16 protein-coding genes are annotated in these 18044 nt (G+C 58.7%); 2 read left to right on the top strand and 14 right to left on the bottom strand.

Annotated elements, in window-relative coordinates; all coding sequences use genetic code 11:
* The first annotated feature begins 49 nt into the window (after positions 1-49).
* Entirely contained in the window at positions 50-1174 is a 1125-nt protein-coding gene (locus KD146_RS06580; protein WP_212657914.1) for a hypothetical protein, read from the top strand.
* Between the two features lie 4 nt (positions 1175-1178).
* Positions 1179-1595 carry an HIT family protein gene (locus KD146_RS06575; protein WP_212657913.1) on the top strand — a complete coding sequence of 139 codons (417 nt, stop codon included), beginning with the start codon at positions 1179-1181 and terminating at the stop codon, positions 1593-1595.
* Positions 1596-1609: 14 nt separating this feature from the next.
* On the opposite strand, the gene KD146_RS06570 is transcribed toward KD146_RS06575, so the two are convergent.
* From KD146_RS06570 to nuoG, 14 genes are all read right to left on the bottom strand, one after another.
* Positions 1610-2296 carry an ABC transporter ATP-binding protein gene (locus tag KD146_RS06570; protein WP_212657912.1) on the bottom strand — a complete coding sequence of 229 codons (687 nt, stop codon included), beginning with the start codon at positions 2294-2296 and terminating at the stop codon, positions 1610-1612.
* Positions 2289-3659: an ABC transporter permease gene (locus KD146_RS06565; protein WP_427857060.1), complete on the bottom strand. Its 1371-nt coding sequence runs from the start codon at positions 3657-3659 to the stop codon at positions 2289-2291. Before KD146_RS06565 ends, KD146_RS06570 begins: the two co-directional genes overlap by 8 nt.
* Positions 3656-5005: a proline--tRNA ligase gene (gene proS, locus KD146_RS06560; RefSeq protein ID WP_212657911.1), complete on the bottom strand. Its 1350-nt coding sequence runs from the start codon at positions 5003-5005 to the stop codon at positions 3656-3658. The genes KD146_RS06565 and proS overlap by 4 nt, the downstream gene beginning before the upstream one ends.
* Positions 5006-5357: 352 nt before the next feature.
* Entirely contained in the window at positions 5358-5609 is a 252-nt protein-coding gene (locus KD146_RS06555) for a DUF1467 family protein (protein ID WP_212657910.1), read from the bottom strand.
* Between the two features lie 121 nt (positions 5610-5730).
* Positions 5731-7404 (bottom strand): ribonuclease J, encoded by a 1674-nt coding sequence (locus tag KD146_RS06550; protein ID WP_212657909.1) that lies wholly within the window; start codon positions 7402-7404, stop codon positions 5731-5733.
* A 71-nt stretch (positions 7405-7475) separates the two neighbouring features.
* Positions 7476-8306, bottom strand: coding sequence for a biotin--[acetyl-CoA-carboxylase] ligase (locus tag KD146_RS06545; protein ID WP_212657908.1), 831 nt, complete (start codon positions 8304-8306; stop codon positions 7476-7478).
* Positions 8307-9752, bottom strand: a complete 1446-nt coding sequence (gene nuoN / locus KD146_RS06540) for an NADH-quinone oxidoreductase subunit NuoN (protein ID WP_212657907.1) — start codon at positions 9750-9752, stop codon at positions 8307-8309.
* Between the two features lie 9 nt (positions 9753-9761).
* Positions 9762-11333, bottom strand: coding sequence for an NADH-quinone oxidoreductase subunit M (locus KD146_RS06535; RefSeq protein ID WP_212657906.1), 1572 nt, complete (start codon positions 11331-11333; stop codon positions 9762-9764).
* Positions 11333-13384 carry an NADH-quinone oxidoreductase subunit L gene (nuoL, locus tag KD146_RS06530; RefSeq protein WP_212657905.1) on the bottom strand — a complete coding sequence of 684 codons (2052 nt, stop codon included), beginning with the start codon at positions 13382-13384 and terminating at the stop codon, positions 11333-11335. The genes KD146_RS06535 and nuoL overlap by 1 nt, the downstream gene beginning before the upstream one ends.
* 11 nt (positions 13385-13395) lie before the next feature.
* Positions 13396-13698 carry an NADH-quinone oxidoreductase subunit NuoK gene (gene nuoK / locus KD146_RS06525; RefSeq protein WP_269368821.1) on the bottom strand — a complete coding sequence of 101 codons (303 nt, stop codon included), beginning with the start codon at positions 13696-13698 and terminating at the stop codon, positions 13396-13398.
* Between the two features lie 21 nt (positions 13699-13719).
* The gene (locus KD146_RS06520; RefSeq protein ID WP_212657903.1) at positions 13720-14328 is read right to left on the bottom strand and encodes an NADH-quinone oxidoreductase subunit J; all 609 of its coding nucleotides are present in this window, start codon (positions 14326-14328) and stop codon (positions 13720-13722) included.
* Between the two features lie 11 nt (positions 14329-14339).
* On the bottom strand, positions 14340-14828 hold the full coding sequence (nuoI, locus tag KD146_RS06515) for an NADH-quinone oxidoreductase subunit NuoI (protein WP_212659133.1): 489 nt from the start codon (positions 14826-14828) through the stop codon (positions 14340-14342).
* Positions 14828-15925: an NADH-quinone oxidoreductase subunit NuoH gene (gene nuoH / locus KD146_RS06510; RefSeq protein ID WP_212657902.1), complete on the bottom strand. Its 1098-nt coding sequence runs from the start codon at positions 15923-15925 to the stop codon at positions 14828-14830. The genes nuoI and nuoH overlap by 1 nt, the downstream gene beginning before the upstream one ends.
* A 9-nt stretch (positions 15926-15934) precedes the next feature.
* Positions 15935-18040: an NADH-quinone oxidoreductase subunit NuoG gene (gene nuoG / locus KD146_RS06505; RefSeq protein WP_212657901.1), complete on the bottom strand. Its 2106-nt coding sequence runs from the start codon at positions 18038-18040 to the stop codon at positions 15935-15937.
* Positions 18041-18044: the final 4 nt, after the last annotated feature.

Below are 18044 nucleotides of genomic sequence, written 5' to 3'. Positions count from 1 at the left end.
GGGCAATCGCCACTTTCCCCCGACGCCCGCGGGCACTATGTAGGTAGCCATGATCTGGGATATTCTGGTTTTTCTGCTGCAGGCCGCTCTTGTCTTCGTGGTCTCGACCGCGCTGTTTGATGCGCTGCACTGGACGTTGCACAAGTGGGAGAATTCTTCAGTTCCCCTGCTGCGCAAATTCTCGTCCTGGCACTGGGTCCATCACAAGTTTCTCGGCCTCGACATGCAGATCAACCCGGCCTATGCGCGGGCCAATATCTGGTATCACATCCTGCCCGAATACCTCACCTCGATGGCCGGCACGCTGATCTTTCTGCCAATAATGCCCTGGCCGCCAATCGCCCTGGTCGCCGCCATCCGTACGGTCATGCTGGTGATGACCTTGCGTGAGGAAGGTCTGGACTACAACCACATGTCAATGGACCGGGTCGGCGGACAACAGGGCCTGCTCTGGGTGGATAATAACTACCACGCCATGCACCACGTCTATCCGCACAATTTCTTCTCGTCCTTCGCCAACGTCTTTGACCTGATCGCCGGCACAACCTGCCAGATCAGGGGGCGCAAATTCCTCGTCACCGGTGCCAGCGGCGCCTTTGGATCGGCGATGATCGAAAAACTCACGCGGGCTGGCGGGATCGTCGAGACGGCAAAGTCCGGCGTTGATTTCACCGCAGGCGACTACACCGCCATGCGCGCCAAGCTCGAAGCCGCCGATGTGCTGGTGTTGGCCCATGGTGCCAAGACCGATGATTGCTGGAACGCCAACTTCGTCACCTTCCGCGATCTGACCAGCCTCTTTACCGAAATCGGCAAGACCCGCCTGGCGCCGCCCGAAGTCTGGGCGCTGGGTTCTGAGGTCGAGTTTCATGGCGATATGGGGCTGGATGAACTCAAGGCGTATTCCGCTTCAAAGCGGGCCTTTGCCGCCAAGGCGCTTGATTTCTATCGCTCAGACGCGCTGATCTATCGGCACATAGTGCCCTCGTCCTTCACCTCCGCGATGGGCAAAGGCGCCATGAGCGCTGCTACCGCAGCCAGCATTGCCCTGTTCTTCATTCGCCGCGGCTTTCGCTATGTGCCGGTCACCTTCACCGGTCTGGCCGTGTTGAACTATTTCCGCTTCCGTTTCTTTCAAAAGGGCCAGCCGGATATTGCCCAGCCGGCGGAGTGAACCCATGACCTATAATCCATCAAACATCTTCGCCAAGATCATCGCTGGCGAGATCCCGTCCCACAAGGTGTTCGAAGACGATACGGCACTGGTGATGATGGACATATTTCCCCAGTCACGCGGCCATACGCTGATCATCCCCAAGACCGCATCGCGCAATTTGCTGGACGCCGACCCGGCAACCCTGTCAGCGCTCATGCCGCTGGTTCAGCGCATCGCCAATGCCGCCAAGGCCGCATTCAGTGCCGATGGCGTGCGCGTCGCCCAGTTCAACGAAGCGCCGGCCGGGCAAACGGTGTTCCATCTGCATTTCCACGTCATACCGGTGTTTGAAGGCGTGCCATTGGGCGCCCATGGCGGTGGCCAGGCCGACAATGCCGAACTGGCAGAACACGCCAAGGCCATCGCGGCCCATCTCTAGCAGGCAGGCAGCGATCACAGCGTGTGATCGACCACCAATCCACCTTTGAGTGTGACGATCCGATCGGCACGTCGCGCCAGATCGTGGTTGTGCGTGGCGATCAGCGCCGCTGCGCCCTCATTCTTGATCAAATCAGCCAGCGCCCCGAAAACGATATCGCTGGTTTCCGGATCAAGATTGCCCGTGGGCTCATCTGCAAGAATAACCTTGGGATGATTGGCCGCGGCGCGGGCAATGGCCACCCGCTGCTGCTCGCCGCCGGACAACTCCGCCGGACGGTGACTGGCCCGCGCGGCAATCCCCAGCAGCTCCAGCAATTCCATGGAACGCTTGTCGGCCTCGGCCGGGGACTTGCCGGCGATCAATTGCGGCATGGAAACATTCTCCAGCGCCGTGAACTCGGGCAGCAGATGATGGAACTGATAGACATAACCCACTGTGGAGCGACGCAGCTGCGTACGACCGCGATCGCCCAGATGGCTGGTCTTGATCCCCATCAGTTCCACTTCGCCGCTCTGAGGGCTCTCCAGCAGTCCTGAGAGGTGCAGCAGTGTCGACTTGCCCGCACCCGACGGCGCGACAAGCGCAACGAGCTCACCGCTCGCCACGCTCAGATTGGCAGCTTCGAGAACCCGCACCGTCTTGTCGCCCTGGCCGTAATGGCGATGGACATCGGTCAGAACCAGATGTGGCTTACTCATAGCGCAATGCCTCTACCGGATCATATTGGGCCGCTCGCCAGGCGGGATATAGCGTCGCCAGAAAACTCAGTCCCAGTGCGAGCCCCACGACCACGGCAACTTCCACCGGGTCTGTCTTGGAGGGCAGCGATGACAGGAAGAACACCTCGGGCGGGAAGATCGCCACGCCCAGCGTGTTGGAAATGAAGGCGCGCAGGGGTTCCGCATTGGCGGCGACTATAAGGCCCAGCACCACGCCGGTCAGCGTGCCGATAACCCCGATGGTGGTCCCGGTGATAGAGAAAATGCGCATGATCGCCCCGCGCGTCGCTCCCATGGTCCGCAGCACGGCAATATCGGAACTCTTGTCTTTTACCAGCATGATGAGGCTGGAAATGATGTTGAACGCCGCCACCAGGATGATCATCGACAGGATCGTGAACATCACCACCCGCTCGACCTGCAGCGCCGAGAAGAAGGTCTCATTGCGTTGCTGCCAGTCTGTCAGCACCAACGGTCGCGTCGACGGGTCAGATTGCAGCCGCTGCCGCATCTCGGTGACATTGTCCGGATCATCGATAAAGATTTCGGCCGCCGAGACCTGATTGATCCGCTCATAGGCGGCATCAATCTCGGCATCGCTCGCCAATGGATCCAGCGGGCCCATACCCGGCTTGAGCACTTCTTCAAACTTCTTGAAGTAGGTCTGAGCCGGCTCGAGCGGCATGTACATGAAAAAGCTGTCGAACTCGACCATGCCCAGATCAAAGATCACATTGACCGGATAACTTCTGATCTGTGGCGTCGAGCCAAACGGCGTCATCGCCCCATCTGGATTGATGATCTGGACCTGATCGCCCAGCGATACGCCCAGCGTCTGCGCCAACCGGTAACCGATCGCGACGCCGTTCGAGGTGTCCCACTCATCCCAACCGCCCTGCTCCGCTGAATCATACAGCAGTTCGAGCTTCTCAAGGTTTGCCGCGTCCATACCCCGCACGGTTACACCCGTCGAACTCCCCCGACCGGACGCCAGTACCTGACCTTCAACGAAATAGACCGCGAAGCTCACACCGTCGATCTGCTCCAGCGCAGCGATGGTCTCCTTATAGTCGGTGAATTCGCGTTCAATCGGAAATGCGGTGAAATGGCCGTTCAGGCCCAGGATCTTGGTGAGCAATTCGGCTCGGAAGCCATTCATGACCGACATCACCACGATCAACGTCGCCACGCCGATCGCCACACCGACCATGGTCAGGCTGGCGATCACCGAAATGAACGCCTCCTTGCGCCGGGCACGCAGATAGCGCCCGGCCACCATCCATTCAAAGCGCGAAAAGGCGCGCGTGCCCTTGTTCAGTGCAGGCTGCGCCGTGTCGGTCAAATGTCAGTCTTTCTCTGAGGTTCGATCAAGCTCTTGAGGCGGGCGACCGCCTCGCTGATCGGCAGTGTCTCGCGCTCACCGGTCTTGCGATGCTTGATCTCGGCTTCGCCGTTCTTGAGTCCGCGTGGCCCGATGATGATCTGATAGGGAATACCGATCAGATCAGCCGTGGTGAACTTGGCGCCTGCCCCCTGGTCACGATCATCATAGAGCATGTCCAGGCCAGCCGCGTTCAGATCGGCGTAAAGGGTGTCACATGCCGCATTGCAGGCATCATCGCCAGCCTTGAGGTTGATCAACACGGCCTCGAAAGGCGCAACCGACACCGGCCAGACAATGCCATCTTCATCGTGGAACGCTTCAATGATTGCTGGCACCAGGCGGGTCGGCCCAATCCCGTACGAGCCCATATGCACGGTAATTTCCTTGCCATCGGGACCGGTCACAGTCGCCTTCATCGGCTCGGAGTACTTCGTGCCGAAGTAGAAAATATGACCGACTTCAATGCCACGCGCCGAAACCCGGTTTTCTTCGGAAACGGAGGCCTCATACTCGCCCATGTCGACCATTTCCTCGGTCGCGGCATAGTGTGAGGTCCAGTCTTCAAAGATAGGCTTCAGATCACCCTGGAAGTCCGTATCCTGCGGCGGAATAGGCTTGTCGAGCAAACGCTTGTCGCAGAATACCGCACTCTCGCCCGTATCGGCCAGAACGATAAACTCATGGCTGAGATCACCACCGATGGGGCCTGTATCAGCGCGCATGGGGATCGCGGTCAGCCCCATGCGGGCATAGGTTCGCAGATAAGCCACGAACATGCGCTCATACGCCTTGACCGCATCTTCCTTGCTCAGGTCGAACGAATAGGCGTCCTTCATCAAGAATTCGCGGCTGCGCATGGTGCCAAAGCGTGGACGTACCTCATCACGGAACTTCCACTGGATATGGTAGAGGTTCAGCGGCAGGTCCTTGTAGGACTTCACATAGCTGCGGAAGATGTCGGTGATCATCTCCTCATTGGTCGGGCCGTAGAGGAATTCGCGCTCGTGGCGATCCTCGATACGCAGCATTTCCTTGCCATAGGCCTCATAGCGCCCGCTTTCGCGCCACAGATCAGCCGACTGGATGGTTGGCATCAGCAATTGCACTGCGCCAGAGCGATTCTGCTCCTCCTCGATGATCTTCTGCACCTTCATCAGGACCTTGTAGCCCAAAGGCAGCCAGGAATAGAGACCCGAAGCCTGCTGACGGATCATACCGGCTCGAAGCATCAGGCGATGCGAAGCGATTTCAGCGTCCTTGGGGACGTCGCGCAGCACCGGCAAAAAATAGCGAGACAGGCGCATGTGAACTCCCGAAATGTCCGTCGACTCAAGGCTTTTGTTGATGCCCACTCAAATCCTACTCGTCCATCCGATGCAAGCATGGAAGGCATGCAGAATCTACGTGACAGCCACCCAATCCCTTGTTAGGGTCCGTCTCAATAAAGCACAGGTGGTTACAAACCGCCGGACGTCGACAACGTCAAGGGAGGAGCGTTGGCTGCGCGCTTTAACAGCGAGCCTAAGACCAGCGTATTGTCGAACAAACTTATTCAGCGGGGCCCTGGTGCCCCGCTTTTTTATTGTCCCGAGATATCCAGAAAACTTGGCCTTTAATGTCACTCCGGCTGAATGCGTCGCTCAGCGCTATTGACGCCTAGCGATTCCAGTAGTGGTGCAGCGTTTCGTTGGACAGACCCCAGATCAGCAGCAGGGTCAAAACGATCGCCAGGCCCGTGGCCATCAGCACCTTGCGCCACAGGCGCGGCGCGATAGGCGCACCCGGATCACCACCGGCGACCATCTTCTCGCCTGCTTCATGAAAGCTCTTATTGCCGATGGGGAGCACAGCCACGAAGCTGATCCACCACAGCACAAAGAACACGGCGATCATCGAACCAATCTGCATGAGATGTCCCCGGAAAGTGTTGGCGAGCAAAATGCTGCTCCAGCCCTACTCCATCCGACCCCGCAGGCGAAAGCTGGAATGATGTCGCGGCCAATGCGCACCGGCCGCGACAATTTCGGTCTTAGACGCGGTGCACGAACACCGACACATTGGGCTTGCGGCCCCAATAGGCGTTGACCTCGTTGCGGATCGCCTTGAACAAGGCGGAATTGAGCACTTCGGTATCGCTGCGGCGCTTGGGCGGCATCGACTTGAGAACGCCAGCAATGGTGTCCTCGACCAGATCACTCAACGACTCGTCTTCCGTTTCCGGCAGGCCATCGATCACCAGATCGGGACCCGAGACCACCTGCCCGCCGCCATTGACGCACAGGCTGACCACGACATGGCCACCAAACGACAGGCGCCGGCGACCCTTCACGCCAGACTCTTCAGGCGTGCACAGCACCAGCCCATCAAGATAAAGTTCGCCGGTACGCACTTCGGCTGGCATCAGCGTGGTGTCGGGGAACAGGCGTACCATGTCGCCATTACGCGCTTCGCACACCTTGGCGATGCCCGACTCGCGACCAAGCTTGGCATGGGCCTGCAGATGCACGGCCTCGCCATGCACCGGCACCAGAACATCGGGCTTCACCCAGCTATAGAGCTGCCGCACTTCATCACGCCGTGGGTGGCCCGTCACATGAACCAGCCCATCATTGGCCGTAATCACCTCAACGCCCTGATCAATCAGCTGATTCTGGATATCGATGACTTCACGCTCATTGCCGGGAATGGCCCAGGACGAGAAAATCATCCGGTCACCAGACGCCAGCGCGATTACGGGGTGATCACCACGCGCAATGCGCGCGATCGCCGCACGGGCCTCGCCCTGGCTGCCCGTGCAGATCAGCACGATCTTGTTGCGGGCAATCGAACGGTAGGCATCCTGATCAAGCAACGGCGGCAGGCCCTCAAGCATTCCCAGTTCACGGGCAATGCCCATGATCCGGTGCAGCGAACGACCCGACATCACCACCTGCCGACCAGCCTTTTCGGCTGCGCGCACAATCGAGATCACCCGGCCCACATTGGAGGCGAAGGTTGTTACCGCAACGCGATTGGGCGCTTCGGCAATCATCGCCGCCAGATTGGCTGCAACTTCAGCCTCGCTGGGGCTCTCGCCGTCCTTGAGCGCATTGGTCGAGTCGCAGATCAGCGCGAGTGGTGTGGAAGTGTCCTCACCAATCTTCTTGAGCCGCTCCACATCGGTAGGCGCATTGCCGACCGGGGTGGGATCCAGCTTCCAGTCACCCGTATGCAGCACGCGGCCAATGGGCGTTGAGATCAGCAGGGCATTCGATTCGGGAATCGAGTGCGCAACGTTGATGGCCTCGATCGTGAATGGGCCAAGGTCAAAAGGCTGACCCGGCGTCATGATCTTGAGATCGACATTTTCGACGATGCCGTCACCAGCGCGCTTTGCCGCCAGCATTGCACCGGTGAAGCGGGTGGCAAAAACCGGCTTTTCAAAGCCGGGCCACAAATCGAGCACAGCACCATAGTGATCTTCGTGGCTATGGGTCAGAATCAGACCCAGCACGTCATCAGCGCGTTCCTCGAGAAATTCGGGATTGGCCATGATCAACTCAATGCCAGGCAGATCCGGGCCACCAAAAGTCACGCCGCAATCGACCACGATCCATTTGCGCGACTTTTCCGGCCCAAAGCCGTACGCGCCCATATTCATGCCGATCTCGCCGACGCCGCCAAGTGGCACGAAGACGAGTTCATCCCTTTGGGTTTTAGCCATGGGTCAGTTCAGTCCTTTCGAGCACAACGCCGTCACGATCTTTGGTCGCCGGTCGCCTGTGCGATTAATGGTCAGCTTCGGGCGCTGGCCGTTGCCCCAAAATGCACGTCGCCCGCTGTAATCGCGATCCGACGATCATCCTCGGCGCGGACGATCAAGCGCCCCACGTCGTCGATAGATTCAAATATGCCCCGCAGAACATCGCCATTCTGCGTCACTGCAACGGGAGCCCCGATGCCGGCCGCCGATGCGCGCCACTGCTTGAGAACATCACCGATACCGCGACCGTCATTCCACAGACCAAAAGTTTCTGTCCAGGAATCACTCAGCGCCTCAAAGACTTCACTGGCGTCCCGAGGGACACCCAAATCATTCAGGCTGGTTGCGGGATAGGGCAAGCCTTGCGGCGCGGCAACCACATTGACACCCAGACCAATAGCAATGGCCTGCCGGCCATCTGGCAATTTATTGGCTTCGAGAAGAATACCGGCCAGCTTGGCACCATCCGCCAGCACGTCGTTTGGCCATTTCAGGGCAATACGCGATCGGCCGTCCTGCCCATTCGCGCCGTCTATGCCAATTCGAACCAGCCCCTGCGGCAGGATCGACGACAGGGCCCGATTGAGGGAAACGCCAGCCACAAAGCCCAGCGTTGCCGATAATGTGGGGTCGCAATCGGGTACAATCAACAGCGTGGCAGCGAGATTGCCATAGGCGCTCTCCCACTGGCGCCCCCGTCGGCCCCTGCCCGACAACTGCTGACGAGCAGCAAACCAGATGCCGCCCGGATCTCCTGCTGCTGCCGCTTCCAGCGCTTCGGTGTTCGTCGAACCAACGCTGTCAAAGCCGCGCAGCCGATAGCCGGCTGCGCGTGCCTTGGGCCCGAGCGAGAAGTCGTTCACCTAGAACAGGCTTCCAGCCGCAACATGGGCAAAACTGGCCAGCGGGGCACCAATTGTGAAGTAGTAAGTGACCACGAAGAAGCCACTTACCGCCATGATGACATTAAGCTCCATCGGAACAGCTTCGAACTCGCGGGTTGGCTCGTCGAAATACATCACCTTGACGATCCGCAGGTAGTAGAACGCACTGACAGCCGAGGCCAGAACACCAATAACCGCCAGCACGTAGAGCTGGGCGTCAATGGCGGCCAGGAAGGCATGCCATTTGGCAAAGAAACCGGCCAGTGGCGGCATACCGATCAGCGAGAACATCACCACAGCCATCACTGCCGCAACAAACGGACGCTTCTGCGCCACGCCAGCAAAATCACTGATGTTCTCGACGTAGCTGCCATCTGAACGCAGCGCCAGGATGCAGGCAAACAGCCCAATCGTCATGGCCACATAGATCGCCATGTAGATCGCCACACCCTCAACACCCACCTGTGTCCCCGACGACAGACCAACCAGGGCGAAACCCACGTGACCAATCGAGGAATAGGCGATCAGGCGCTTGATCGACTTCTGGCCGATAGCGGCAAAGGCCGCCAACACCATCGAGGCAATCGAGAGGAAGATGACGATCTGCTGCCAATCCTGTGTAATACCCTGGAAAGTATCCATGGTCAGGCGCACCATCAGCGTCATGGCGGCAACCTTGGGTGCGGTCGCAAAGAACGCTGTTACCGGCGTTGGTGCACCCTCATAGACGTCCGGCGTCCACATGTGGAATGGCACGGCGGAAATCTTGAACGCAACGCCTGCCAACAGGAACACCAGACCAAAGATCAACCCGATAGAGCGACCTTCTTCAGCAACGGCCAGGACGATTTCCTGCAGATTGGTGTGGCCGGTAAAGCCGTAAACCAAGGAAGCACCATATAGCAGCATGCCCGAGGACAACGCACCGAGCACAAAGTACTTCAGGCCAGCCTCTGTTGCCTTGCTGTCGTCGCGCTTGATGGCCGCCAGCACATAGAGCGATAGCGACTGTAGCTCAAGGCCGACATAGAGGCTCATCAGGTCGTTGGCCGACACCATCATCATCATGCCGAGCGTGGCGAGCAGGACAAGAACTGCGTATTCAAATTTGTGCGTGCCATTCTCTTCTGCCCGCGGCAGGGCCAGCAAAAGCGAGAACGCGGAGCCGCCAAGCACCAGCACCTTCATGTAGCGCGCAAAGCTGTCAGCGACGAAAACGCCGTTGAACAACACGCCATCCGCCGGCGCAAACATCACCAGCGCACCAACGACGAGCAGAAGCAGCACGGCGCCATAGGAGACCAGGAGCGAACGCTCCTTATTGATGGTCACGCCCAGCATCAGCAATACCACGGCACCAATGGCCAGCAGCATTTCCGGATAAGCGGGAGCCAGGCTCGCGAAATCGATAACGTCTGAGTTCACGGGACTCTCCTAGTGAGCAGCAGGCTCGGCAGCAGGCGCATCCGCGCCAGCAACCGGTTCGGCATAAACAAGTGGCGCCTGTGCGTCGGCCAGCGATACGGCAGGATCAAGCCCAACCGATACGGCATAATGCGACACCAGATTATCGACCGCAGCGGCAGTCGTATCCAGAATCGGCGCCGGGTAGAAACCAAACACGATGGTCAGCACGATCAGCGGGTAGAGCATGACCTTTTCGCGCAGATCCAGATCAAGAATACCCTTCAGGCTTTCCTTGGTCAGGGCGCCGAAGATCACCCGGCGATAGAGCCACAGCGCGTAGCAGGCCGAGAAGATCACGCCAAAGGCTGCGCCAAACGCCACCCAGGTATTGACCTGGAACACGCCCATCATGGTGAGGAATTCACCAACGAAACCCGACGTACCCGGCAGACCCACATTGGCCATGGTGAAGACCATGAACGCCAGGGCATAGCGCGGCATGCGTTCAACCAGACCACCATAGGCTTCGATGTCACGGGTATGCATGCGGTCGTAGATCACGCCGACACACAGGAACAGCGCCCCCGACACGATACCGTGCGAGATCATCTGGAACATCGCTCCCTGAATACCCAAGGCATTGCCCGCAAAGATACCCATGGTGACAAAACCCATATGGGCCACAGAGGAATAGGCGATCAGCTTCTTCATGTCTGTCTGCACCAGGGCAACCAGCGAGGTCACGATGATGGCAGCAACGGACAGGAAGAAGATGATGTTGGCAAACTGAGCCGAAGCATCGGGGAACATGGGCAGGCTGAAGCGCAGGAAGCCGTAGCCACCCAGCTTGAGCAGAATTGCCGCCAGGATCACCGAACCAGCCGTCGGCGCCTGCACGTGTGCCTCAGGCAACCAGCGATGGAACGGCCACATTGGCATTTTTACGGCCAGCGAAGCGAAGAACGCCCACCACAGCCAAGGCTGCCATGACAACGGGAACTCGTGGGTCAGCAGCTTGGTAATGTCGGTAGTGCCGCCATTCCAGTACATGGCCATGATGGCCAGCAGCATCAGCACCGAGCCGGTAAAGGTGTAGAAGAAGAACTTGTAGCTGGCCTGGATGCGGGCAGTACCCCCCCAGATACCGATGATCAGAAACATCGGCAGCAGCGTGCCTTCAAAGAACACATAGAACATCGCCAGATCGAGCGTGGTGAACACACCGACCATCAGCGTTTCCAGGATCAGGAAGACGATCATGTATTCCTTGACGCGCTTCTCGACAGTCCAGCTGGCGAGAATGGCAAATGGCATCAGCAGCGCGGTGAGCACCACGAACAACACCGAAATGCCGTCCACGCCGACGCGATACCCAATCGTATCGCCAATCCAGGCGTAGTTTACAACGAACTGGAAACCGGCATTGGATGGATCAAATGCCTGCCACATGAACAGCGACAGCACCAGCACAAGGGCCGTGACCGCAAAGGTCGTCCAGCGAATGGCCTCAAGAGCCGTCCGAGGCATGAACAGGATCACCGCAGCGCCGACAAGCGGCAACCAGGTAAGGACTGTGAGGATGGTATTGTCGAAGTTCATCAGATCAGTCCCCCGGCCACAATGGCCCAGGTCAGCAGTGCCGCAATGCCGATCAGCATGGCGAATGCATAGTGGTAGAGATAGCCGGACTGAAGCTTGGTGACCCAACCGGTCACGTTCTGCACCCGGCGGCCAAGGCCTTCGGTAATCTTGTCATCGATCAGCCAGTCATCGAAGCCCTTCCAGAAGGCGCGTCCGATCCACAAGGCTGGCTTGACGAAGATCGTGTCGTAAAGTTCGTCGAAGTACCACTTGTTGAGCAGGAACTTGTAGAGCCCCGGATTGGTGCCGGCCAGTCGAGCAGGCATTTCCGGACGACGGATATACATCCAGTAGGCGGCGACAAAGCCGAGGATCATGGCAATCGTCGCGCTCCACTTGACCCAGACCGGCACGTGATGGGCGGCCTCGATGATCTCGTGGTCGACAACAACGGCACCGGCAAAGAAGTGTTCGATATGGCCCACATCGTGGAAGAACATCGAATAGAACACCGCACCCGCCAGCACAGCACCGGCGCCCAGCACATAAAGTGGCACCAGCATCACATTGGGTGCTTCATGGGCGTGATCATAGGCCGAACCGTGATCGTCATGACCGTGATCGTCATGCGCTGCATGATCATCATGACCATGAGCAGCTGGACGTGGCGCGCCGTGGAAGGTCAGGTGGATCAGCCGCCACGAATAGAAGCTCGTGAACAGTGCTGCGATCACAAGCATCCAGAAGGCGAACATGCCGGTATTACCGCCCACGGCATAAGCCGCTTCGATAATGGAATCCTTGGAGAAGAAGCCGGCAAAGCCCAACCACTCGCTACCGGGGATACCAACACCAGTCAGGGCCAGCGTGCCGATCAGCATCATGGCATAGGTCACCGGGATCTTGTGGCGCAGGCCACCCATATTCCGCATGTCCTGCTCGTGATGCATGGCGTGGATGACCGCGCCAGCTCCCAGGAACAACAAGGCCTTGAAGAAGGCATGCGTGAACAGGTGGAATACGCCGGCCGAGTAGGCCCCTGCCCCGAGCGCAACGAACATATAGCCCAGCTGCGAACAGGTCGAATAGGCGATAACGCGTTTGATGTCGTTCTGAACCAGACCAACCGTCGCCGCAAAGAACGCCGTAATGGCACCGATCACCAGCACAAAGGTCATGGCCGCAGGCGATGTTTCAAACAGTGGCGACAGACGCGCCACCATGAACACACCAGCGGTCACCATGGTAGCCGCATGGATCAGCGCCGACACCGGTGTCGGGCCTTCCATGGCGTCCGGCAGCCAGGTGTGCAGCAGGAACTGCGCCGACTTGCCCATGGCACCCATGAACAACAGCAGGCAAACCACGGTCATGGCATCGAGCTGCCAGCCCAGGAACTGCATAACTGGCAGGCCAGTTGTGGCAAAACCTTCAGCCGCGTGGAACGCCCCGTCGAAGTCGATATGACCCAGCACCATGAAGGCGCCGAAAATGCCCAGGGCAAAGCCGAAGTCACCAACGCGGTTGACCACAAAGGCCTTCATTGCCGCCGCAGTGGCGGATGGCTTTGTGTACCAGAAACCAATCAGCAGATAGGACGCCAGACCCACACCTTCCCAGCCGAAGAACATCTGCAGGAAGTTGTCAGCCGTCACAAGCATCAGCATGGCGAAGGTGAACAGCGAGAGATAGGCAAAGAACCGGCTGCGATGTGGGTCGTCGGCCATGTAGCCGATCGAATAGACATGCACCAAGGCCGAGACCGTATTGACCACCACCAGCATGATGGCCGTCAGCGTATCAACGCGCAGCACCCAGCGCAGGTCCATATCGCCGACCTGGATCCAGCGCATCAGCTCGATCTTGAGGACAGCGGTATGACCGTCAACTTCGGCACCCGCCAGACCGCCGCCAAAGGCGACGGGCAGGAATACAACCCAGCTCAGAACAGCTGACAGGATCAGCAGACCGGTGGTGACGTACTCACTGTTCCGGTGGCCGATGGTACGCCCCAACAGACCGGCAATTAGCGCGCCGATAAGGGGCAGGAAAACAATCGCTTGGATCATAGCGGTGGTTCTTAGCCCTTCATCATGTTGACGTCTTCAACCGCGATCGAACCACGGTTGCGATAGAAAATGACCAGAATGGCCAGCCCGATGGCCGCTTCGGCAGCAGCCACAGTCAGGATCAGCAGCGCAAAGATCTGACCCTGAAGGTCATTTAGCTGCGCGCTGAACGCGACGAAATTCAAATTCACTGCCAGCAGGATCAATTCAACCGACATCAGAATGACGATGATGTTCTTGCGGTTGATGAAGATGCCGAACACGCCCAACGTGAACAGAATGGCGCCAACGGTCAGATAGTGACCAAGCTCGATACCGGTGCCCATATTTGCCCCCTACAGCCCTTGACCACTTTTGACTTTGACGACTTCCAGCGTTTCCGATGGACGGCGGCCGACCTGCTTGATCGGGTCCTGCCGCTTGACGTTGCTCTTGTGACGCAAGGTCAGCACGATCGCGCCGATCATCGCCACCAGCAGCACGGCGGCCGCACCTTGGAACAGGAAGACGTAACGCGTGTACAGCACCTGGCCGATAGCCCGGATATTGTCCACACCGCCATCCATTGGCAGTACTGCCGAACTGGTCACCTCCGGCGACACCACGAAGCTGCCCGCCAGCAGCAGCAGTTCGAGGAGCAGGATCACGCCGACCACCACCCCGACAGGCGCGTATTGCAGGAAGCCCTGCCGCAACGAGGCGAAGTCCACGTCGAGCATCATCACCACGAACAGGAACAGCACCGCCACAGCGCCGACATAAACCACGATCAGGATCAGTGCCAGGAACTCGGCCCCGGCGAGCATGAACAGGCCCGACGCGTTGAAGAACGTCAAAATCAGGAACAGCACGGCATGCACCGGGTTCTTGGCCGAAATGACCATGAACGCCGAAGCCACAGCGATGGCTGCGAACAGATAAAAGAAGAATAGTGGAAGCGTCATCGTCTTCCCTCTCAGCGATACGGTGCGTCGGCGGACAGATTGGCAGCAATTTCTCGCTCCCAACGATCGCCATTGGCGAGCAGCTTCTCTTTGGAGAAATACAGCTCTTCACGCGTTTCAGTCGCAAACTCGAAGTTCGGCCCTTCGACGATGGCATCAACCGGACAAGCTTCCTGACAGAAGCCGCAATAGATGCATTTCACCATGTCGATATCGTACCGGATGGTACGACGGGTACCGTCATTCTGGCGTGGGCCCGCTTCGATGGTGATGGCCTGTGCCGGGCAGATCGCCTCGCACAGCTTGCACGCAATGCAACGCTCTTCGCCATTGGGATAGCGACGCAATGCATGCTCACCACGAAAACGGGGGCTCACATGCCCCTTTTCGAAGGGGTAGTTGATGGTTGGCTTGGGCGAAAAGAAATACCGCATCGTCAGGCCAAAGGCCTTCACCAGTTCGGTGAGCAGCAGCGTGTTGAAAAACTGGGCGACGCGCATCAAGCCATCCCTCCATGCCAGCCCCAGCCGGTGAGCTGAAGAACGAAAGCAACAATAACGACCATCAGCAGCGACAGCGGCAGGAACAGCTTCCAGCCAATGCGCATCAACTGGTCATAGCGGTAGCGCGGCACGATTGCCTTGGCCATGGCGAACATGAAGAACACCAAGCTTACTTTGATCACGAACCACACCACACCCGGAATCCAGGTGAACGGTGGCAGATCAATTGGTGCCGTCCAACCACCCAGGAACAGGATGGTGGTCATGGCGCACATCAGCAGGATCGAGATGTACTCACCCAGCATGAACAGCATGTATGGCGTAGCCGAATACTCGGTCATGAAACCGGCCACCAGCTCGGACTCGCCTTCGGCCAGATCGAATGGAGGGCGGTTGGTCTCAGCCAGCGCCGAAATATAGAAAATCACGAACATTGGAAACAGCGGCAGCCAGAACCAGTTCAGGAACGTCAGCTGCGGCAGGCCGATCATATTGGCCAGCCCCATTTCCTTCTGTGCGATCACGATGTCGGTCAGGTTCAGCGAACCCACGCACAGCAGCACAGTGATGATCACCAGGCCAATGGACACTTCATAGGACACCATCTGAGCCGCCGCACGCAGCGACCCAAGAAACGGATACTTCGAGTTCGAGGCCCATCCACCAATGATGACGCCGTAAACGCCCAGGGATGAGATCGCCAGCAGATACAGGATGCCAAGATTGATATCGGCAATCGCCAGGCCTTCACCCACGGGCACAACAACCCAGCCGGTCAAAGCCAGCGTGGCCGTCAGCAAGGGCGCGAGCAGGAACAGGATCTTGTCCGCACCGCCCGGAATGACAGGTTCCTTGAGCGCGAACTTGATCAGATCGGCAAAGCTCTGCAGCAAACCAAACGGCCCCACCACATTGGGACCGCGGCGCAACTGCACGGCAGCCCAGATCTTGCGGTCCGCCAGCAGGATGAACGCGGTAAAGACCAGCAAGCTCACCAGCAGCAGCAATGCCTTGTAGACAAAACCGACATGCACCCCCCAGCCCAAGGGCGGGATACCGAGCAGATAGTCGAGAGCAGCGAGAAAAAAGTCCATTGTGCTCCCCTACTCCGCGGCCTGCCGGAGACCGGCTGCGGTAGCTGCGCATTCACCCATGACCGCCGAAGCGCGAGCGATTGGATTGCTGAGATAAAACTCAGAGATCACCGAACCGAACGGCGCCGACTTGGTCTTGATAACGGCCTTGGCTAGCTTGGCCACATCGGCAACCGCGCCAGGTGCGATCTGATCGATACGCGCCAGATGCGGGAATTCAGCGTAGATGGCTGCACGCAACTGGGTCAGCGAATTGAACGGCAACGGCTTGCCCATGGCACCCGACAGGGCGCGGATAATGGCCCAGTCTTCCTTGGCATCACCCGGCGGGAACACCGCACGGTTGGTCACCTGAACCCGCCCTTCGGTGTTCACGTAAGTCCCCGATTTCTCGGTGTAGGTCGCCGCCGGCAGGATCACGTCAGCACGGTGCGCACCAGCGTCACCATGGGTTCCGATATAGACCACGAAAGCCTTGCCGGTTTCCGACATGTCATACTCATCAGCGCCCAGCATAAACAGCACATCAAGCTCGCCCTTACCGGCCAGCGCGATCTGGTCTGCCGAGCAGACGCCGCCATCATGAGGCACGAAGCCAATATCGAGACCGCCGACGCGGCTGGCAGCATTGTGCAACAGCGCAAAGCCATTCCAGTCCGCTTCGACGTCCTTGCCAGCAGTCGCCAGCTTGGCGGCCAGCGCAATGGTGTCACGGCCAACCTGCTTGCCAAGCGAAGCATGCGAGACTGCGCCTTCACCGACGATGATCAGCGGCCGTTTGGCATTGCCCAGGATCTCAGCGAAGTGGCCCTTGCCCGCGGCCAGATCGGCCAGCGTTTCAAAGCCCGCACCCAAATGGGTGTATTCATAAGTCAGGTCTGCCGCTTCACCGATCAGGGCGATTGGCAGGCCGGTCGCGCGCCAGGTCTTGCGAATACGCGCATTGACCAACGACGCCTCAAGACGGGGATTGGCACCAATGATGACAATCGCATCAGCCTGCTCGATCCCGGCAATAGTCGGGTTGAACATGTAGGCCGAACGCGGCATCGAAGGATCAATCCCCGACATTGCCGGCCGCACGTCAGTCATGCCTGAGCCAACTGAAGCCAGCAGGCTCTTGAGCGCGTACATCTCTTCGACAGCCGCCAGATCACCGGCGATCGCGCCAACCTTGCTGCCGGCCTTCTTGACGCGTGCCGCAACAGTAGCGAGTGCTTCATCCCAGCTGGCAGCCTTGAGCTTGCCACCCTTGCGAACATAGGGGCGATCCAGACGCTGGCTCTTGAGCCCATCCCACACAAAGCGGGTCTTGTCAGAAATCCACTCCTCATTGATCGCCTCATTGACGCGCGGCAGGATGCGCATCACTTCGCGACCGCGGCTATCAACGCGGATGTTGGAGCCAACAGCATCCATCACGTCGATGGATTCCGTCTTGGTCAATTCCCAGGGGCGCGCATTGAACGCGTAGGGCTTGGAGGTCAGTGCGCCAACCGGGCACAGATCAATCACATTGCCCTGCAACTCACTGCTGAGCGCTTGTTCAAGATAGGTGGTGATCTCGGCGTCTTCGCCGCGACCCAGCAGGCCCATTTCGGCAATGCCGGCCACTTCGGTAGTGAACCGAACACAGCGCGTGCAGTGAATGCAACGGTTCATCGAGGTCTTGACCAGTGGGCCAATATACTTGTCTTCGACGGCACGCTTGTTTTCCGCAAACCGGTTCTTGTCCACGCCATAGGCCATGGCCTGGTCCTGCAGATCGCATTCGCCGCCCTGATCGCAGATCGGGCAATCCAGCGGGTGGTTGATCAGCAGGAACTCCATCACGCCTTCACGGGCCTTTTTGACCATTGGCGTGTTGGTGAACATTTCAGGCGGCTCGCCATTGGGGCCCGGACGCATGTCCTTGACCGCCATGGCGCAACTGGCGGTCGGCTTTGGCGGACCACCCTTCACTTCGACCAGACACATGCGGCAGTTACCGGCGACCGACAGGCGGTCGTGATAACAGAAGCGCGGAATTTCCGCGCCAGCGGCTTCGGCCGCCTGCATCAGCGTGTAGTAGTCAGGAACTTCGACGAGCTGGCCGTCAACTTTGATACTTGCCATCAGC

Origin of the sequence: Devosia litorisediminis (assembly GCF_018334155.1) — a bacterium.
GTDB lineage: Bacteria > Pseudomonadota > Alphaproteobacteria > Rhizobiales > Devosiaceae > Devosia > Devosia litorisediminis.
The sequence above is the reverse complement of the archived record's forward strand: the minus strand, read 5'-3'. Positions and strand labels throughout refer to the sequence as shown.